At 66.6% G+C, this 16,010-nt stretch carries 15 protein-coding genes and 2 pseudogenes; 9 read left to right on the top strand and 8 right to left on the bottom strand.

Annotated elements, in window-relative coordinates:
- Nucleotides 1-3: 3 nt before the first annotated feature.
- Nucleotides 4-192: pseudogene (locus tag ACRC20_RS17175) on the top strand (hypothetical protein); the annotation flags it as partial.
- Between the two features lie 731 nt (nucleotides 193-923).
- Here the strand turns inward: ACRC20_RS17175 and ACRC20_RS17170 are convergent.
- Complete coding sequence (locus tag ACRC20_RS17170) at nucleotides 924-1,475, bottom strand: hypothetical protein (RefSeq protein WP_438687611.1); 552 nt, start codon at nucleotides 1,473-1,475, stop codon at nucleotides 924-926.
- 2 nt (nucleotides 1,476-1,477) lie between these two features.
- Nucleotides 1,478-2,332 carry a hypothetical protein gene (locus ACRC20_RS17165; RefSeq protein WP_438687610.1) on the bottom strand — a complete coding sequence of 285 codons (855 nt, stop codon included), beginning with the start codon at nucleotides 2,330-2,332 and terminating at the stop codon, nucleotides 1,478-1,480.
- Between the two features lie 781 nt (nucleotides 2,333-3,113).
- Here ACRC20_RS17165 and ACRC20_RS17160 point away from each other — a divergent pair.
- Nucleotides 3,114-3,320, top strand: a pseudogene (locus ACRC20_RS17160) (HNH endonuclease); the annotation flags it as partial.
- A gap of 142 nt (nucleotides 3,321-3,462) precedes the next feature.
- On the opposite strand, the gene ACRC20_RS17155 reads toward ACRC20_RS17160, so the two are convergent.
- Nucleotides 3,463-4,956 carry a hypothetical protein gene (locus ACRC20_RS17155; protein WP_438687609.1) on the bottom strand — a complete coding sequence of 498 codons (1,494 nt, stop codon included), beginning with the start codon at nucleotides 4,954-4,956 and terminating at the stop codon, nucleotides 3,463-3,465.
- 190 nt (nucleotides 4,957-5,146) lie between these two features.
- Between ACRC20_RS17155 and ACRC20_RS17150 the strand changes: the two genes are divergently transcribed.
- From ACRC20_RS17150 to ACRC20_RS17140, 3 genes are all read left to right on the top strand, one after another.
- Entirely contained in the window at nucleotides 5,147-5,308 is a 162-nt protein-coding gene (locus tag ACRC20_RS17150) for a hypothetical protein (protein WP_438687608.1), read from the top strand.
- A 51-nt stretch (nucleotides 5,309-5,359) separates the two neighbouring features.
- Complete coding sequence (locus ACRC20_RS17145; protein ID WP_438687607.1) at nucleotides 5,360-5,962, top strand: DUF4245 domain-containing protein; 603 nt, start codon at nucleotides 5,360-5,362, stop codon at nucleotides 5,960-5,962.
- Nucleotides 5,963-6,433: 471 nt separating this feature from the next.
- A complete protein-coding gene (locus ACRC20_RS17140) occupies nucleotides 6,434-7,213 on the top strand; it encodes a pentapeptide repeat-containing protein (protein WP_438687606.1) in 780 nt (259 codons plus the stop codon).
- Here the strand turns inward: ACRC20_RS17140 and ACRC20_RS17135 are convergent.
- Genes ACRC20_RS17135 through ACRC20_RS17125 form a run of 3 tightly spaced genes read right to left on the bottom strand, consistent with a single transcriptional unit; the run spans nucleotide 7,168 to nucleotide 9,647 of the window.
- On the bottom strand, nucleotides 7,168-7,431 hold the full coding sequence (locus ACRC20_RS17135; RefSeq protein ID WP_438687605.1) for an exodeoxyribonuclease VII small subunit: 264 nt from the start codon (nucleotides 7,429-7,431) through the stop codon (nucleotides 7,168-7,170). The two genes, ACRC20_RS17140 and ACRC20_RS17135, sit on opposite strands and share 46 nt — an antisense overlap.
- Entirely contained in the window at nucleotides 7,428-8,681 is a 1,254-nt protein-coding gene (xseA, locus tag ACRC20_RS17130; protein ID WP_438687604.1) for an exodeoxyribonuclease VII large subunit, read from the bottom strand. The genes ACRC20_RS17135 and xseA overlap by 4 nt, the downstream gene beginning before the upstream one ends.
- The gene (locus ACRC20_RS17125) at nucleotides 8,682-9,647 is read right to left on the bottom strand and encodes a hypothetical protein (RefSeq protein ID WP_438687603.1); all 966 of its coding nucleotides are present in this window, start codon (nucleotides 9,645-9,647) and stop codon (nucleotides 8,682-8,684) included.
- Nucleotides 9,648-9,700: 53 nt separating this feature from the next.
- Here ACRC20_RS17125 and ACRC20_RS17120 point away from each other — a divergent pair, with 53 nt between their 5' ends.
- Nucleotides 9,701-10,672 (top strand): 4-hydroxy-3-methylbut-2-enyl diphosphate reductase, encoded by a 972-nt coding sequence (locus ACRC20_RS17120; protein WP_438687602.1) that lies wholly within the window; start codon nucleotides 9,701-9,703, stop codon nucleotides 10,670-10,672.
- Here the strand turns inward: ACRC20_RS17120 and ACRC20_RS17115 are convergent.
- Nucleotides 10,669-11,592, bottom strand: a complete 924-nt coding sequence (locus tag ACRC20_RS17115) for a DUF6542 domain-containing protein (protein WP_438687601.1) — start codon at nucleotides 11,590-11,592, stop codon at nucleotides 10,669-10,671. The two genes, ACRC20_RS17120 and ACRC20_RS17115, sit on opposite strands and share 4 nt — an antisense overlap.
- A gap of 99 nt (nucleotides 11,593-11,691) precedes the next feature.
- On the opposite strand from ACRC20_RS17115, the gene ychF reads away from it, so the two are divergent.
- The gene (gene ychF, locus ACRC20_RS17110; RefSeq protein WP_438687600.1) at nucleotides 11,692-12,768 is read left to right on the top strand and encodes a redox-regulated ATPase YchF; all 1,077 of its coding nucleotides are present in this window, start codon (nucleotides 11,692-11,694) and stop codon (nucleotides 12,766-12,768) included.
- A 247-nt stretch (nucleotides 12,769-13,015) separates the two neighbouring features.
- On the top strand, nucleotides 13,016-13,492 hold the full coding sequence (locus ACRC20_RS17105) for a pyridoxamine 5'-phosphate oxidase family protein (protein ID WP_438687599.1): 477 nt from the start codon (nucleotides 13,016-13,018) through the stop codon (nucleotides 13,490-13,492).
- Here ACRC20_RS17105 and ACRC20_RS17100 read toward each other — a convergent pair.
- Nucleotides 13,413-14,072 carry a TetR/AcrR family transcriptional regulator gene (locus ACRC20_RS17100; RefSeq protein ID WP_438687598.1) on the bottom strand — a complete coding sequence of 220 codons (660 nt, stop codon included), beginning with the start codon at nucleotides 14,070-14,072 and terminating at the stop codon, nucleotides 13,413-13,415. The genes ACRC20_RS17105 and ACRC20_RS17100 overlap by 80 nt on opposite strands.
- A gap of 145 nt (nucleotides 14,073-14,217) precedes the next feature.
- Between ACRC20_RS17100 and ACRC20_RS17095 the strand changes: the two genes are divergently transcribed.
- The gene (locus tag ACRC20_RS17095) at nucleotides 14,218-15,963 is read left to right on the top strand and encodes a phytoene desaturase family protein (protein WP_438687597.1); all 1,746 of its coding nucleotides are present in this window, start codon (nucleotides 14,218-14,220) and stop codon (nucleotides 15,961-15,963) included.
- The last annotated feature ends 47 nt before the right edge of the window (nucleotides 15,964-16,010 follow it).

The raw sequence follows: 16,010 nt of genomic DNA, 5'->3' as shown, positions 1-16,010 counted from the left end.
GGGGAGGCGGCGGGGCATGTAGGGAAGTCGGTCCCGACTATCTACCGGTGGAGCATCCAAGGCTTGATCAAAGCGTATGGGGAGCGGATGTTCCTCGAATCCGAGCTCGACAAGGCGAAGGAGCGGTGCGAGGCGCGCAAGGCCGGGAACCTCAGGAGGCGGGCTGAGCGGAGGTATGTGATGCCTTCCTAAGCGGCGGCGACATTGACACCCTATTCTTTCGGGCATCTATCCACCGGCTGAATTGGGGTGCGTCCTGACCGAAAGAGAGCGAGCCTACTGTCCGTGGGCGCAGTGCTGTTCCATCCGGCCCGAAGTCTCACGCGCTTCATTCTGTCGATTCGTGAGCTTCTTTCGTGTGCGGATCCCGTCGACATCGATCTGACGCTCCGCTGGCGTGCCCCAGGTCTGTTCTTTTGCCGTTGGTCTTTTGTCGTTGGGCCGCAAAAGGGGCGCTATGGCGATCCTAGAGAGTTTTGCCTTCCCAAGGCGCGTTCTTGGCCTTCTGGCTGCAATCGTATGCAAAAGCCGATGAACCTCATCCGAACGTCGCAACGGTTCGGTTCTGTCTGGCCGATGATGCTCACGCGGTCGCCAGTTCTTGGTCTGTTCCCGCTTTCAAAGACAGGATGTCAACCACGCGGATCATGAGATGTCGACCGGCCGACTGCGCCGGCGCAGTCCTGGGTGGATACCGCGCGGCAGGTCGATACCGCCGTCCGGGTAGTCCTGTGCCGGGGAAGCCCAATCGCACGGCACCGACTCCAACCCGACCGGCACGCGAACCGGATCGCCCAACGGCGCACCAGTAACCACAGCAAGGGCGCACACGTTCGAATCCCGGTCACCGCTTGATTATGAACACGTGTACGACAAGATCGCAATCCCGGTAGCGATTCGGCTCGGGGGGATAGCTGAATCTGCTAGGGGGAAAGGCTGTAGATGGTAGGCGGTTCGTCGTAGAGGTGCGTTCGGGAGAAGAGCCTGGAGGGAGGATCGAGATCGTTTGCGAGCAAGCCCCGTAGGAATTCGACCATGCCGAAGGGATAGTGCTCCCACTGTTCGTGGGTGTCGTTTGTGACGAACACTGTCCACTGCTCCGGAATCGCGTCGCGCGTGTCCCAGTAGAGCGTGTGGCCCTCGTTGGTGGTTCCCCACGCGGTGAGCGCCTCGAGCCACGAGCGGGTTTCCTCCACGCCTTCGGCCTCTTCCTTGTCGGTCCGGTAGTAGGGGTCCACTTGCTCGCTCGCTGTGCCAATGGTCCGCGTTTGGGATGCTAGGTCGAAAGCGAGTTTCTGGTTGGGGCCCAGCACGATAAGGAGTTCCGAGATCTCCACCGAGCCGTAGGCATCGATGAACTGCTTGTAATCGGTCGGAAGACCTCGCCCGAAATCCCGTTCGTACTGCGGCCAGTCAACGGTTGGCGCGCGGGACGGCGGCGGGATGAGTCGGGCGAGGCCTTCGAGAGCAGTCATGGTCAGTGCGTCGATCCTACCGGCACATTCGCTGACTGTTCCGATGACTGTTCGTCCCCGGTCGTTTGGTCGGCGACGGAGTCCCAATCCGGAGCGTCAAAGAAAGGGTCGAACTCGTCGTTCGTCTCCGGTGTGATCTCCGGCGCGTCAGGGTCGATGTTGTCGGGGTCGACTGGGTTGTTGGAGATCGAGATGAGGCGCTGGCCCTTCCTGGCGAACCCTTGCACGATCTGTGTTGGCCGGGCGCGTGGGTCATCCAGGCCGACCGTGCCAGAGTTGGGGTCGTCGGGGTCCACCAAAGGGAGCGGGGGGTTGACCAGGCGCACAGCGTAGATAAAGGGCTGGCCGTTCAGGCCGGTGTCTCGCGCTTCGCGCTCCAAGGGCGACATGAACGAGCGGTTGACTCGCTGCGGTGCGGCTATGACGTTGCCGGGGAATCCGCCGAGGCCGAGGGAGTCGGCCAAGACGTGGCTCCTGTCGTCGCCCGGCTGAAGCCCAGGTACTTGGAGTCCCTTGTCGAAGTTCGAATTCCCGGTGTTGTTGTCGTAGCTGCGGACTTGGCCCGACACATCGCCGCGCCGGTCCACCCCGCCGCCACGGCCTTCTGGTTTGTCAGGGTTGAGGGGGTTGGCGCCTCTCGCCACGAGGAATCCGCCTTGCGGGCGGCCGTCATCTGTGGGCGGTTCGACGCGGGCGTAGCTTCCGTCGTCCCAGCCCAGTTGTTGGGAGCCGTCTGGGTAGACGACATGGTAGCGGGGGAGCTGGTTCGTCTCGTTCGGCCTTGACACCCGGTCTCCTGGGTCTTTGACGTATTTGCCGTTGCTCCGGTCGACGGTTTGGCCTCCGGCGGGCGGCACAGGTGCCCTTGACTCTGTGGGCACTAGAGACTGGGGGTTGTCGATGGCTGGGCCGCGTGTGGGCGGTGCGCCAGGGCGCACCAGGATAGGCGTGCCTTGGGAAGGTCCGCCGGGTGCGCCGGGCATCACTGGGGCAGCGGGTCGTGCCGGGCCAGTGGGGGGTCCTCCTTGCTTATCGCACCCGTCTGCTGTGAACTGATTGACTCCTGCGTCGCGCCTTGTCGAGTAGTTGTTCTCGATTTCGTTGAAGTTGTCGACCGCGTTCCCGTCGTAGCGATTCACCGACCCAGCGGTGGACTGGTGCTGCATCCAGTTGGCGATCAGCTGGTTGAGTTGAGCTATATCCGCTTGGCATTTCGGTGAGAAAGGCTCGGCGAACGCGGCGACCTGCGGCGTGACGAACGCGAAGGCCAGAAGAATGCTAATGAGGAACGCTCTGAACGAGCGTCGGACAACAGGGGAAGAGGATTGAGACTGCATGTTTCCCTCAAAGGTCAATGTATATGAAAAATATGTTGAAAGTGAAATCAGTGAACCTTGAGGAACGACAGGCGTCCAATGCTTGCTGCTATGTCATTTAGGCATACCTTTTTGCTTGACGCCGCACTAGGCCTGCGCCTGGAAACTCGGCAATCCAAATAACAGCGCTTGAAGCAACCATGAGCGTCACGCGCAACACCAGAACACGAAACGCTCACCGCAAGACCATCGCCAGAGGCGAGCTTCCTCGAGGGATTTTTGGGAGCGAGACCGACTACAGCCTTTCCCGTAGTCCTGTCTGATGGCTTGGACCCGGACTGAGGACAGATGCAGGGCTCCGACTGATCGAGCGTGGGCGAAAGCGGTCAAAGAGCGTGACAGCCACACGTGCCAGCGGTGCGGTTGCCAGGGCCTTGATGTGGAGGCAGACCACATCGTCAACGTGAAAGCGGGCGGGAAGAACACGATGGACAACGGGCAGACGCTCTGCCCGCGCCGCCATGGGGAGAAGACCCAACGGGAAGCCGCCGAGGGGAGGCGGATCAAGAAGGAGAGGCACACGCCGCCGCACCCCGGACCCCGGACCAGCCGCCCACGGCCGCGTACCCGCCTCGGATTCTGTACGGGTTTTGAAAAACGGGACAGCACCGCTACGAGGTTTTCGGTTCAGACGGTTCGTCTTCTGCGAGGCTCTGTAGTCTCTGCCGGATGTCGGGCAGGAGGATGCTGGCACTCTCGACAAGGCCGTCGAATTCCGGGTGGTTGGGCCAGCGTCGCCCGAGGGCGTGGATGCCTTCCACGAAGTTGTCGATGCGGTCGTGTTCGAGGTGCGCCTGCCCGTTTAAGCCCATCCCGACACCGGTGCTCTTCAGCGTGCGCTTGACGTGGGGGTTCGGGGCGTATCTGCGGAAGGTTCCGGCGAGGCTCCGTACGATCTCCATCGCGTCGAGCCTCCGGTCGTCTTCTTGGCCGGAGGGTGGTTCTTCTGCGACGATGCCCATCGCGCACACCGACGAGACGATCACCTCGTCAATCGAGAGGCAGCTGTTGCTGTAGTCTTTCGCGATCTCGAACCGTTCGACCGAGAGGGTGCGCCCGTCCGACTCTTCTGCGTCGAAGTCCACCCGGTGGCAGTAGGTGCCGTGGTGCCAGAACCGGTTCGCCCAAAGGCTCCCGAACACTCCGTAGTGGAGGATCGACACGTAGGCCGGGGCGAGATCGTCCTTTTGCTCTTCGGAAATACACGGCTCCATCCAGCGCACGGAGTCGGAGACGCCGAGCACGATCGCCAGTCGCACGAGGTTCGGCCAGTACGCTTTGATTTTCTCGCCGCTCGCTGCTAATTGGAGGAAAGCCACTCCGAGGTGCGGGAATTCTTTCCCACGATCTATCAGAAGGGATCGGATGGCTTCCGCCAGCTTCGACCAGTGGTTCGCGTAGGTGTTGGCCACGAACTCGGCGACTGCGCCCAGGTTGGTGTGGAGATAGCTCTGTTCGACCTCTTTCGCGAGGCTGGCGATCCGCCGAATGGTCTCTCGGGGGCTGTTGTCGCTGTAGGGGCTCGCTTCGGTGTAGCCGTGATAGTCGGGGAACCTCGCTGGCAATGTGGAGATGATCGCGTCAACCAGCTTCGGGAGCCATTCTTTCGGAATATCTCCGGGGAAGCTTTCAGCTTTCGAATAAGGGAAGGGCTTCGCGAGATGCGGGATCGGAGCGACAGGGTTGCTGTAGTGCTTTAGCTCCACAACGAAGCGTTCTTCTGACCAATCCGGGTCCGGGTACCGAGGAAATTTTCCGTCCTGGCGAAGCCCAAAGGTAAGGTCAGACCGGTAGGCGACGGGCTTTGGCTTTCTGGCGAGCGACCTCGCGTGGGTGGCGGCTTTGTTGAGGACGAACGGATCGCGGGCCTCCTCAATAGCCCGTAAGCTCGCGATAAACCTCGTGACACGGTCGGATTCGGCGGCTTTCAGATCGGCGGCCTCCCTGGTCGCCGCCTCCTTGCGTTTCTCTTGGCGGTCGCCGCGCCGGTCCAGTCTTCCTAGGACGAATCCGGCGAATCCGACGGCTACGCCTAGCTCGCCATGCTCATGCACGTACTGCCAGGCAGTGAGCAGGTCGTGGCTGGCGATTTCCAAGATGCCCATGGCCGATTCTAACGGCTTGTACCCCTGAATCAGGGACACGATTGGAGCCGCGAATGCCTGGTCCGCCCCTGAAGCGGCCTAGTGAGCGCCGCCGCGCGAATAAACGGGTGAGTTACAGGGAGTCTGTTCCTGTGGCGGTGGGCGGTGCTGTTGCGCCGCAGGGTTGGGTTTTGAGGCGCATCAGCTGGCCTTGGAGTTGTGGGGGTCGCTGGCGGGGTCGGTGGAGGCGCGGTTCTATTCCGCGGCGGATTGGCAGCGCGCGCGGTTGGAGTTGTTCTACTTCCAGCGGACCACCACCCCTGCCCTTCGCGTGCCGGACTTCTTTATGAGCTCGGTGAGCCAAGCGACCTAGTTCCTTGGGGCATTTTGGCGCCGGGCCGCGCGCCCTGGCAGACTGGGACCGATGAGCGCGGAGAAGAAGAATCGGCTGCTGCACGACCAGAGGGACATGATGCTGTCCCTCGCGCCGCTCGTGCTCGCCTGCCTTCTGGTCGCGGGCCTCGCGGGGAAATGCAGCTTCTCGCCCGCAGGCTTCTCCGGCCCCGCGAAGGCCGCGAGCGAGATCAAGGACGTGGACGCGAAGCACACGCTCGAAGAAGCCGCGCGGTTCTTCCCGTTCCCGGTCCGCATCGTCGCCGCGCCGGACAAGTGGCGCACCATCGCGGTGGACCGGGGCGAGATCAAGAGCGCGAACCTGCCGAACGAGCAGATCTCGGTCAACTACCTGAGCCCGGTGGGCCGCGCCTACCGGGTCACGCAGACCGACGCGACGGTTCCCGCGCTGTTCTCCTGGCTGGCGCTCTCCGACAGCGAGGACAAGCCCGCGCAGGACGTCGGCGGCGCGCATTGGCGGGTCGTCGCCCAAGGCCCGACCTCGGCGTGGATCTGGGACGACGGCGCATCGCGGATCACGCTGAGCGCCACGGGCGGCGACGAGGCCGCCTTCCGCGTTCTCGCCGGAGCGGTGGCCGCCGCGCCGGTCGCGAAGGCCGCGCCGAGCCGCTAGCATAGCCGCGTGTCAGCGCGCTATACCCGTCGCAAAATCCGCTTTGTCCTCTTTGTGCTGAGGCAGCGGGCCAAGCCGCACACGCGGATGTGGTTGTCGCGCGTGCAAGGCTGGCTGTCTCACGCGAGACAACATTGGCTGCCCCACGCGAAAGGACGGCTGTCCCAGGCACAAGGGCAACTGGCCCAGGCCCAGGGGCGGTTGTCCCAGGCGCGGCGCGATTACTCGCCCCATGTGCGAAGCAGGCTCTCCCAAGCGTGGAAGTGGCTGCGCGCACACGGCATACATCTCGAGCGACGCCTGCACGGCGAGTCTCTGCTTTCGGCGGTCCTGGTCGCGCTCGCCACGACGTCCGCCGTCGGCTGCCTGGTGCTCTTGGCTTTCCATCTGTGGTTCACAGTGAGCGACAAGCCCGTCGAATCTCTCGAAGTCACGAAGGTCGCCCTCGCGGTCGTCGCAGGTTTTGTCGGCGTGGTCGCCTTGACCGTCGCGTACCGGAAGCAGCGCGCTGTGGAGCAAGGCCGGTTTGTCGAGCGGTTCGGCGCGGCTGCCGCGCAACTGGGCAGCCCCGACGCCGCCGTCCGCATCGCAGGCGTCTACGCCATGGCGGCTGTTGCGGACGAGTCGTCCGGATCGCGCCGCCAGCAGTGCGTCGACGTGCTCTGTGGATATCTGCGCCTGCCCTACTCGCCGGAACAAGGGAAGAACCACCAGTCGAAGCTCGTGCGGAAGCATACGAGTCCTGGCGGGAGCGATGCGTCAGCGAGCGAGACCGAAGAGCATTTCGAGTACCGCCAGGACGACAGCGAGGTGCGCAAGACGATTTGCCGCGTCGTTCATCAGCATCTCCTGGAAGGAGCCGATGCCTCTTGGTCCACGTGCGACTTCGACTTCACCGGTGTTTATTTCGAAGGGCTTGATTTCGAAAGAGTCCTGTTTTCGGGAAAAAGGACGGACTTCGATGGAGCGAGCTTCAACGGCAATGTGTCGTTTGTCGGGGCAAAATTCTCAGGGGATTCGCTTTCGTTCGCCGAAGCCCATTTCGGCCCTTCCTCCAGGGTGGAGTTCTCTCGCGCCGAGTTCCACGGCGGGAAGCTCTCGTTCATAAGGCCAGACATCGAGGACGGCGCGCATTTCGAATGGGACGAGCAGCCTGCGGGCACAGCGCCTGGCTTCGGGCCGGGGGAGTGGCCTCCGTTTAATCCTCAGTCCGAATCTTCTGCTGAATCGTCGGAATCTGTGTCTTCCTGATTCGCCGTCAGGACCGCGTTCACCCGTTCGGCCGCGCCGTCGAGGTGCTCCTCGCAGCGCTTGACCAGGGCTTCGCCGCGCTCCCACAGCGCGACGGAGACATCGAGGCTGAGCCCGCCCTGCTCCAGCCTGCGCACCACGTCGACGAGCTCGTCGCGGGCTTCCTCGTAGCCGAGGTCCTGCACGGGCCGGTCTTGTGCCGGTCGCTGCTCCGTCATGGGATCTCCTTCGTCGTCATCGCGCCGAGCACGCCGCCCGCGAGGCGGATGCGCAGTCGCGCGCCGGGTTTGACCTGCGCGGGATCGCGCAGAAGCTCGCCGTCCGCGTCTTGGACGAGGGCGTAGCCACGGGCGAGGGTCGCGGCCGGTCCGAGCGCGGCGAGCCGGGCTGCCGCGGCGGCGACCGTGTGGCGCTCGCGTTCCAGCTGGCCGAGGAGGCAGCGGCGCAGCGCGCTCTGCGCCCCGCCGAGCCCTTCGGCCCTGGCGCGGAGCATGGCGTGCGGGTCGGCGAGGACCGGCCGGGCCGCGAGCGAGGCGAGGCGGGTCTGCTCCCGGTCGACCCAGCCGCGCAGCGCCGCCGCGCTGCGCCCGCGCATCTCGTGGAGCCGGTCGCGTTCGAGGGCCACGTCGGGGACCACGCGTTTCGCGGCGTCGGTGGGGGTGGCGGCCCGCACGTCGGCCACGTCGTCGGTGAGCGGGCGGTCCGTCTCGTGGCCGATCGCGCTCACGACGGGCACGGGGCATGCCGCCACCGCCCGGCACAGGGCCTCTTCGGAGAACGTGAGCAGGTCCTCCACGCTGCCGCCGCCCCTGGCGAGGATGATGACTTCGACTTCCGCGAGCCCTTGTAGCTCCCGGAGCGCGCCGATCACGGCCTGCGCGGCTCCGGGCCCCTGCACCGCCACCTCGCGCAGGTGGAAGTCCACCTGCGGCCAGCGGGCACGGGCGATGGAGAGCACGTCCTGCTGGGCGGCGCTGGCGCGGCCGGTGACAAGGCCGACGCCGCCGGGCAGGAACGGCAGGGGGCGTTTGCGCTTCGGGTCGGTGAGCCCCTCGGACGCGAGCTGCTTGCGCAACCGCTCGATCCGCGCCAAAAGCTCGCCGATCCCGACCGCGCGGATTTTGTCCGCCCAGAGGGCGAGCGTGCCCCGCGCGGTGTAGAAGGAGAGCTTGCCGTGGACGACGACCTCGGAGCCTTCTTTGATCGCCGGGTCTTCGCGGAGCAGCTTCATGGGGCACATGATCTGCAGGGAGGCGTTTTCAGCGGTGTCGCGCAAGGTGACGAACGCGACCCTGGCGCCGGGCCGGGCGCTCAACTCGGCGATCTGGCCGGTGATCCAGACCGCGCCGAGGCGGTCGATCCACCCGGCGACCTTCATCGCCACGGTCTTGACGGACCATGGCGACTCTTCTGCGTTGGCTATTGTCTGGACCGCCGGGGGACTGTTCTCGTTCTGAGCGGCCCCCACTCACGCTCCAGACGTGGTGATCCGGTTCTCCAGCAAGGTGATGAACGGCGGACGGTTCCCGTTGGCGCGCTCGAAGGCGAGGAGCTCGCGCAGCTCCGGCACGCTGAGGTTGCGCGCCCTCGCGCGCAGCTGGGCCAAAGAAAGCGTCTCGTATTCGAGGTAGTCGACCAGTTCCGGGCGATTCCCTTGCGCGGCGGCGACAGGCGCGGCGGGCTTCGCGGCTGCCGGTTTCGGCGCGGCCTCGGCCTTCGGCGCCGCCTTCACCGGGGCCTCGGCCTTGGGCGCGACGGGCTTCGCTGCGGCTGGCTTCTTGGTGGCGGACTTCGCAGCTGCCTGCTTCGGCGCGGGCTTCACCACAGCGGGCTTCGCCGGAGTCACGGCCTTCGGCGGGGCTGCCTTGACCGGGGCCTCGGCCTTGGGCGCAGGGGGCTTGCTCGCGGCTGGTTTCTCGGTCCTGGGCTTTGACACCGGGGGCTTCGGGGCGGCGGGTTTGGCGGCCGAAGGCTTCGTGGTGGCCCGCACCGCCCGGACGGGAGGCTTGCTGGCCGGCGCCGCCGAGGTCGGCTCGCCTGCGGTCGCGGGCTCAAGCCGGGCGACCGGCGCGACCCGTTTCGTCTCAGGGGCCTCCAGCGGGGGGAGCTCGTCGTCCTCGTCCTCGTCGAACGTGGCCCAGGCGGGCTTCTCCTCCGGTTTGTGGAAGATGAGGTCGAGGGTCTCGTCGCCCTTGATGACCAAGGCGTTGAAGTTCTGTTGCAGCCGGATCGCCGAGGAGACTGCGTCGGTCACGGCCTGGACCGGCAGCGAAGCCAGATTCACGGGGATCTTTTTGATCTCGTCCGGGAGGCGGGAGATGTCGTCGCGGACCTGGTCGGTCCACGACCGAATGTCCTCGTAGCTCTTCGCGAGCGCGCCAACGGCAAATCGGACCAGGACAGGGGGGCGATTGGGCTCCCGTTCACCACTCATGTGCTCATCCTGCCACAGGCGGGGCCGAGGCGCCAGCCACGTATCATGAAGACGTGGCTGCTTTGTCGACGGATCAGAAGGTCGTCTATCTCGCTTCCCCCCGAGGGTACTGCGCGGGGGTGGACCGGGCTGTGCAAGCCGTCGAGGAGGCGCTGGCCCGCCACGGCGCGCCCGTGTACGTCCGCAAGGAGATCGTGCACAACCGACATGTGGTGGACACGCTCGCCGAGCGCGGCGCGGTCTTCGTGAACGAGGCGGACGAGGTGCCCGAGGGCGCGCTCTTGGTCTTCTCCGCGCATGGCATCGCGCCAGCCGTGCGAGACCTCGCCGCCGAGCGGAGCCTGCGCACCGTCGACGCCACATGCCCGCTGGTCACCAAAGTGCACCAAGAGGTCAAGCGGTTCGCGCGCGACGACTACGACATCCTGCTCATCGGCCACGAGGGCCACGAGGAGGTCGAGGGCACCGCAGGCGAGGCCCCGGAGCACGTCCAGCTGGTCGACGGCGTCGACGCGGTCGACCGGGTCCAGGTCCGCGAGGGCGTGAAGCTGGTCTGGGTGTCGCAGACGACCCTCAGCGTGGACGAGACGATGGAGATCGTCACGAGGCTGCGCGAGCGATTCCCGCAGTTGCAGGACCCGCCGAGCGACGACATCTGCTACGCCACGCAGAACCGCCAGGTCGCGGTGAAGGCGATGGCCCCGGACTGCGACTTGGTCATCATCGTCGGCTCGCGCAACTCCTCGAACTCGGTGCGGCTCGTCGAGGTCGCCCTCGGCGCAGGCGCCACGGCGGCCCGCCTGGTGGACTACGCCAAAGACATCGACCCGGCGTGGTTGGACGGGGTCCGCTCGGTCGGGATCTCCTCGGGCGCGTCGGTGCCGGAGATCCTCGTGCAGGGCGTGCTCGAAATGCTCGCGGGGCACGGTTTCTCCGAAGTGCGCCCCGTGGTCACCGCGCAGGAGACTGTGGTGTTCAGCCTGCCCACCGGCGTGCGGGCGAGCCGCCGCGTCGGAGAGGCTTAGTCCTCGTAGTCGAAGCGGCGCCTGCGCTGCGGCGGTTGCCGCAGGTCCTGGGGAGCCGGAACCCGAGCGGGCGGCAGGGCGGCGTGCTTGGCGCCTCGCGCCGCCGCGGCGCCGCTCCTGGTCGTCGCGGGCTCCTGGCGGTAGCGGACTCCGCTCGGCAGCGGGGGAAGGCCGCGCGACGGGGTGTGCCGCAACGGGTCGAGCCCACGGTCGAGGCTCCTGGGGTCGATTCTCGGGCGGACCGGCCCGGTGCTCGACCGGCTCGGCGCGGTCCTGTGCTCCGCAGTCCTGTGCTCTGGGGGCGGCTCCATCCGCCGTCGGGGCACAGGCCCGGTCTCTCTGCGCGGGGCCTCGCCCGCGAGGGCGCGGACGGGCGCGGCGGGGGAGCTCCGGTGGCGGCGGGGCGGCACGGAGGACGGGACCCTGCGCTCGACCGGCTTCTTCGCGGCCTTCGGCTTCGTCTGGGCGGGCGCGTTGGCCTCTCGCCGCTCGGCGAGGCGCCACAGCGCCCATCTGACGAGGCAGATGGCGAGCGCGATCCCCGACACCCATGCCATCCAGGGGAACCTGCCGATCAACGGCACGGCGAACAAGAGCATGGACTTGAACGAAGCCTGCTGGTCCGGCGAGAGGATCCACGTCGTCACCGGGACCGAGACGAACAGGATCAACGAGGGCTGCACGGCGGCCGTGAACAATCCCGTGTTCGCCACCAGCAGCGCCGCGAGCACGCAGCCGATCGCGTACAGCCAGTTGAAGGTGTCGCCGACCGATTTCGCCGAGGTGAGAATGTCTGTCGAAGCCCCGATCGCGGTGCAGCCGACAGCCAGGACGACCGCGCCCCACCAGGGCACGCCGGGCAGCCCCGCAAGCGCGGAGCGCTTCGGGAGAGGCGCCACGGGCCTCGCTGTCGATCTCACGGACACACTGTAAAGGTACCGGCTTGTAGAAGATTCGTCCGCATTCGGGCAATCGCGAGGGTGTGTCGAGCCCCGCGGCCAGGGTAAAGTCAAGGGCTTGTGAGCTTAACTCTTGGCATCGTCGGTCTGCCGAACGTCGGCAAATCCACTCTGTTCAACGCATTGACCCGCGCGGGCGTGCTCGCGGCGAACTACCCGTTCGCCACGATCGAGCCGAACGTCGGCGTGGTGTCGCTGCCGGACAAGCGGCTGAACGTCCTCGCGGAGATCTTCGGATCGGAGCGGATCATCCCGGCCTCGGTCACCTTCGTGGACATCGCGGGCTTGGTCGCCGGGGCGAGCGAGGGCGCGGGCCTTGGCAACAAGTTCCTCGCCAACATCCGCGAGGCCGACGCGATCTGCCAGGTGGTGCGCGCGTTCGCCGACCCCGACGTGGTGCACGTGGACGGCAGGGTGGACCCGAGCGCCGATATCGAGACCATCGAGACCGAGCTCGTGCTGGCCGACATCGCCACGGTCGACAAGGCGCTGCCGAGGCTGTCGAAAGAGGCGAAGAACAAGAAAGACCTCGCCGAGGCCCTCGCCGCCGCCGAGCAAGCGGCCGCGATCCTCGCCGAGGGCAAGACGCTCTTCTCCGTCCGGGACAAAATCGACCTCGGCCTGCTCAAGGAGCTCTCGCTCCTCACGACGAAGCCGTTCCTGTACGTCTTCAACGTGGACGAGTCGGTGCTGTCCGACCAGAAGCGCGTCGCCGAGCTCAAGGCGCTGGTCGCCCCGGCGGACGCCGTGTTCCTCGACGCGAAGATCGAGTCGGAGCTGATCGAGCTGGACGAGGAGTCCAGGGCGGAGCTCCTGGAGTCCATCGGCCAGGACGAGCCGGGCCTCGACGCGCTCGCCCGCAAGGGCTTCCACACGCTCGGCCTGCAGACCTACTTGACGGCAGGGCCCAAAGAGGCGCGGGCGTGGACCATCCACCAAGGGGACACCGCGCCCAAAGCGGCGGGCGTGATCCACACCGACTTCGAGCACAAATTCATCAAGGCCGAGGTGGTGGCCTTCGACGACCTCGTGGCGGCGGGCTCGATGGCCTCGGCGAAGGCTGCGGGCAAGGTGCGCATGGAGGGCAAGGACTACGTGATGACGGACGGCGACATCGTCGAATTCCGCCACGGGTAGGCGTCTCGCCCCGAGCGCGTCTTCACAGAGGGCGGGGGTCCTCCTGTGCGTTTGGCGGGGGGATAGAATGTGGTGGTGAGCATCACAGAACTCTTGCCTGGGTTAGCCGGCTCGGCGTGCGTCGTCGCGCTCGCCGCCGCCGTCCTCATGTGGCACTGATCGCGGATCTTGCCTGATCGCCCGATCTGAGCGGACACGGGCGCCGAAGCGGTGCGACAAGTCGCACCGCTCGCGGAAGGATTTCATCATGGGGCCGAGCGAGGCCGGCGACATCCTGGGCCGTCCGACCAGCCGGGAGCTGCTGAAGCGCGGCCTGGCCCGGTTGGCCTATGTGGCCGAGGACGGCACGCCGAGATCGATCCCGATCGGATTCTTCTGGAACGGCTCGCAGATCGTCATGTGCACGGCGCCGAACGCCGCCAAGGTGTCCGCGCTGCGCCAGAGCCCGGCGGTCGCGCTGACCATCGACACGGAGGCGCACCCGCCGCTGATCCTGCTGGTCCGGGGCCGCGCCGAGCTGGAGCTCGTCGACGGCATACCTGACGAGTACTTCCAGGGCGGCGCCTGCGCGATGACTCCGGAGCAGCGGGCGGAGTGGGAGGCCGGGGTCCGCTCGCTCTACGAGAGCATGGTGAGAATCGTTGTCACGCCGACCTGGGCGAAGCTGATCGACTTCGAGACGACATTGCCGAGCGCGGTGGAGGAGCTGATGCGGCGGCGATAGGGCGGTTCGGATCAGGCGGCGGGGGAATGTGGCGGGCGACGAGCTCGACGAGCGAGGCGCCTGTCTGTTCGAGGGGGGCGGATGATCCGCCTGCGACCGAGACGACAATCGCCCCCTCTATCGCGGTGATCACGGTGGTCGCCAAACGTAGGGCGGTGTCGGGGCCGACGCCCGCTCGTTCGAATCGGGAGGCGAGGATCTGAATCCACGCGGAGAAGACCGAAGCCGCGGCTTCCGTCGCGCCGGGAGCCTCTGGGCGTGCCAGCGCGGCGGCCGCGACCGGGCATCCGGCCGTGTGCCCGGTGCGCGCCAACGAGCCGGACCACCATTGGACCAGGGCGGACACGATCTCTGCCGGGTCGTCGCTCGCTGCGGCTGCCGCCATAATGTCCCCCATGGTCTCGCCTGCGGCCCGGGTGGCCGCTTCGACCAGCTCTGCTTTGCCTCGGGGGAAATTCAGGTAGATCGTGCGCCGCGAGTGCCCGCTGTGCTCGGTCAGGTCTGTCAGCCCGGTCCCCGCCACGCCCTTGCGGCGGATCAGGGAGATCGCGCTTCGGACCAGGCGGTCGCGTGCTGCCATGCGCGTTCGGGGCCCTCCGGATGTCGTGTCGTGAACCTCTTGCCGAAGTATACCGGGCGGTGTACATTCGGGGTGAATAGACCAATCGGTCTATTCGTGATCGGTGGCGCGACGCCTCGCGCCCTGCGCTCTTCGAGGAGAATGAATGATGGGTGAACGTGCCCGGTACGACGCGATAGTCATCGGCGCAGGCCTCGGGGGGCTCGCCGCCGCAGCCTACTTGGCGGCGAATGGGCGCAGTGTTCTCGTGCTCGAGCGGTACAAGGTCGTCGGAGGGTCGTCGCACGTGTTCCGCCGCCGTGGCCGGTGGGAATTCGAAGTCGGCGTGCACTACCTCGAGGACGCGGGCGAGGGCGGCATATGGCCGACCCTTCTGGGGGGCGTGGGCCTGCGCGACCGCGTCGAGTTCCTTCCGATGGACGCTGGCGGGTTCGACACCATCCTCGGGCCCGATGTCGAGCTGCGGGTTCCGAGGGGCTGGGAGCTTTTCCGGGAGAACCTGCTCAAAGCGTTCCCGAGGGAGGAGCGCGCGATCGACCGCTACCTCAAGCTTTCTCGGGCGGTCTTCGTGCCGGACGTCCGGATGCGGGGCGATTACGGGACGGCGCGCCGGGTGCTCGCCGCAGGCTGGGCCTCCCCGGTGGCGATGGCGCCGCTCGCCGCGGTCTTAGTGGCGTGCGGATTCTCTCCGCGCGCGATACTCACGCTATCCGTGCAGTGCGGCACCTACACCACCACGCCCGACGTCGTGCCGTTCGGATGGCATGTCTCCTATTTCTACACCGCTATTGAAAAGGGGGCCTGGTTCCCGCGTGGCGGCGGGCAGGTCCTCTCGGCGAACCTGCTGCAGGTGGTGGAGGCGAACGGCGGCGCCGTTCGCACCGGAGCCGCAGTCGCGAAGATCCTCGTCGAGGGAAGGAGGGCGGTGGGCGTGCGCCTCGCCGACGGCTCGTGCGTCCACAGCTCGGTGGTGGTCTCCGACGCCGATATCAAGCACACGCTGCTCGACTTGGTGGGCCCCGAGCACCTGCCCGCCGGATCTGCGGTTCGGGCCAAGGCGCTGCGGATGGGCTGGCCGTTCGTCAACACCTATTTCGGGCTCGAACGAGACCTGCGGGGGACGCCCAACACCAACTACTACGTGATACCCAGCTGGGAGAAGGCGGAAAGCCTCTTCAGCCTGGTCAAGTGGTCCGGAAGCCTCCTGCGGGGAGCGCACCGCAGGTCCAGGTCCGATTGGCTCGACGACTTCGACACGAACATGCCCGCCTTCATCCATTCTGGGACCGTCCGCGACCCGCAGAACCTGCGGACTGCGCCGAGCGGGCACTCCAGCGTCGAAGCGATGACCCTCGTCCCCAAGTCTCCGGCATTGTGGGGCGTCCGCGATATCGACCCGGACAATCGCGACTATCGGAAAGACCCCGTTTACCGAGAGGTCAAAGACCGGCTCGCCTCGGCGATGCTGGACCGGATCGACCGTGTCTACCCAGGGGCCCGCGAGCAGGTCGTGTGGAGCGAGGCGGCCACACCTGCCACGCAGCGCCGGTACACCCGCACCACCGATGGCGCCGCGTTCGGGATCGCGGTGAGCCCCGACCAGTACGGCCCGACGCGTCCGGGCACTCGCACGGCGGTCGACGGCCTGTTCCTCGCGGGTTGCAGCACTCGCTGGGGGCCTGGGACGACGGGTGCTGTGATCAGCGGCGTCCACGCGGCGAGCGCTGTGCTCGGCCGTGACCTCCTGTCGGAGATCAAGCAGGGGGCTGTGTTCGGCGATCCTCGGAAACTGCCGTCGCGCGCAGCGGATTGGGACCCGCTCGCGGTGGCCAGGGCAGGCACTGCCGACGACGGGGACCGCGACGCAACCCCGATCGCTCTGGGGAAATAATCCTGCACGTTCGAGACGCCGCCTTGCCCGACGACGTGGGCAAGGCG

Source organism: Segniliparus sp. (assembly GCF_051660745.1).
Lineage (GTDB): Bacteria > Actinomycetota > Actinomycetes > Mycobacteriales > Mycobacteriaceae > Segniliparus.
Note: the sequence above shows the minus strand (reverse complement) of the source record. Positions and strands in the feature narration are given on the sequence as shown.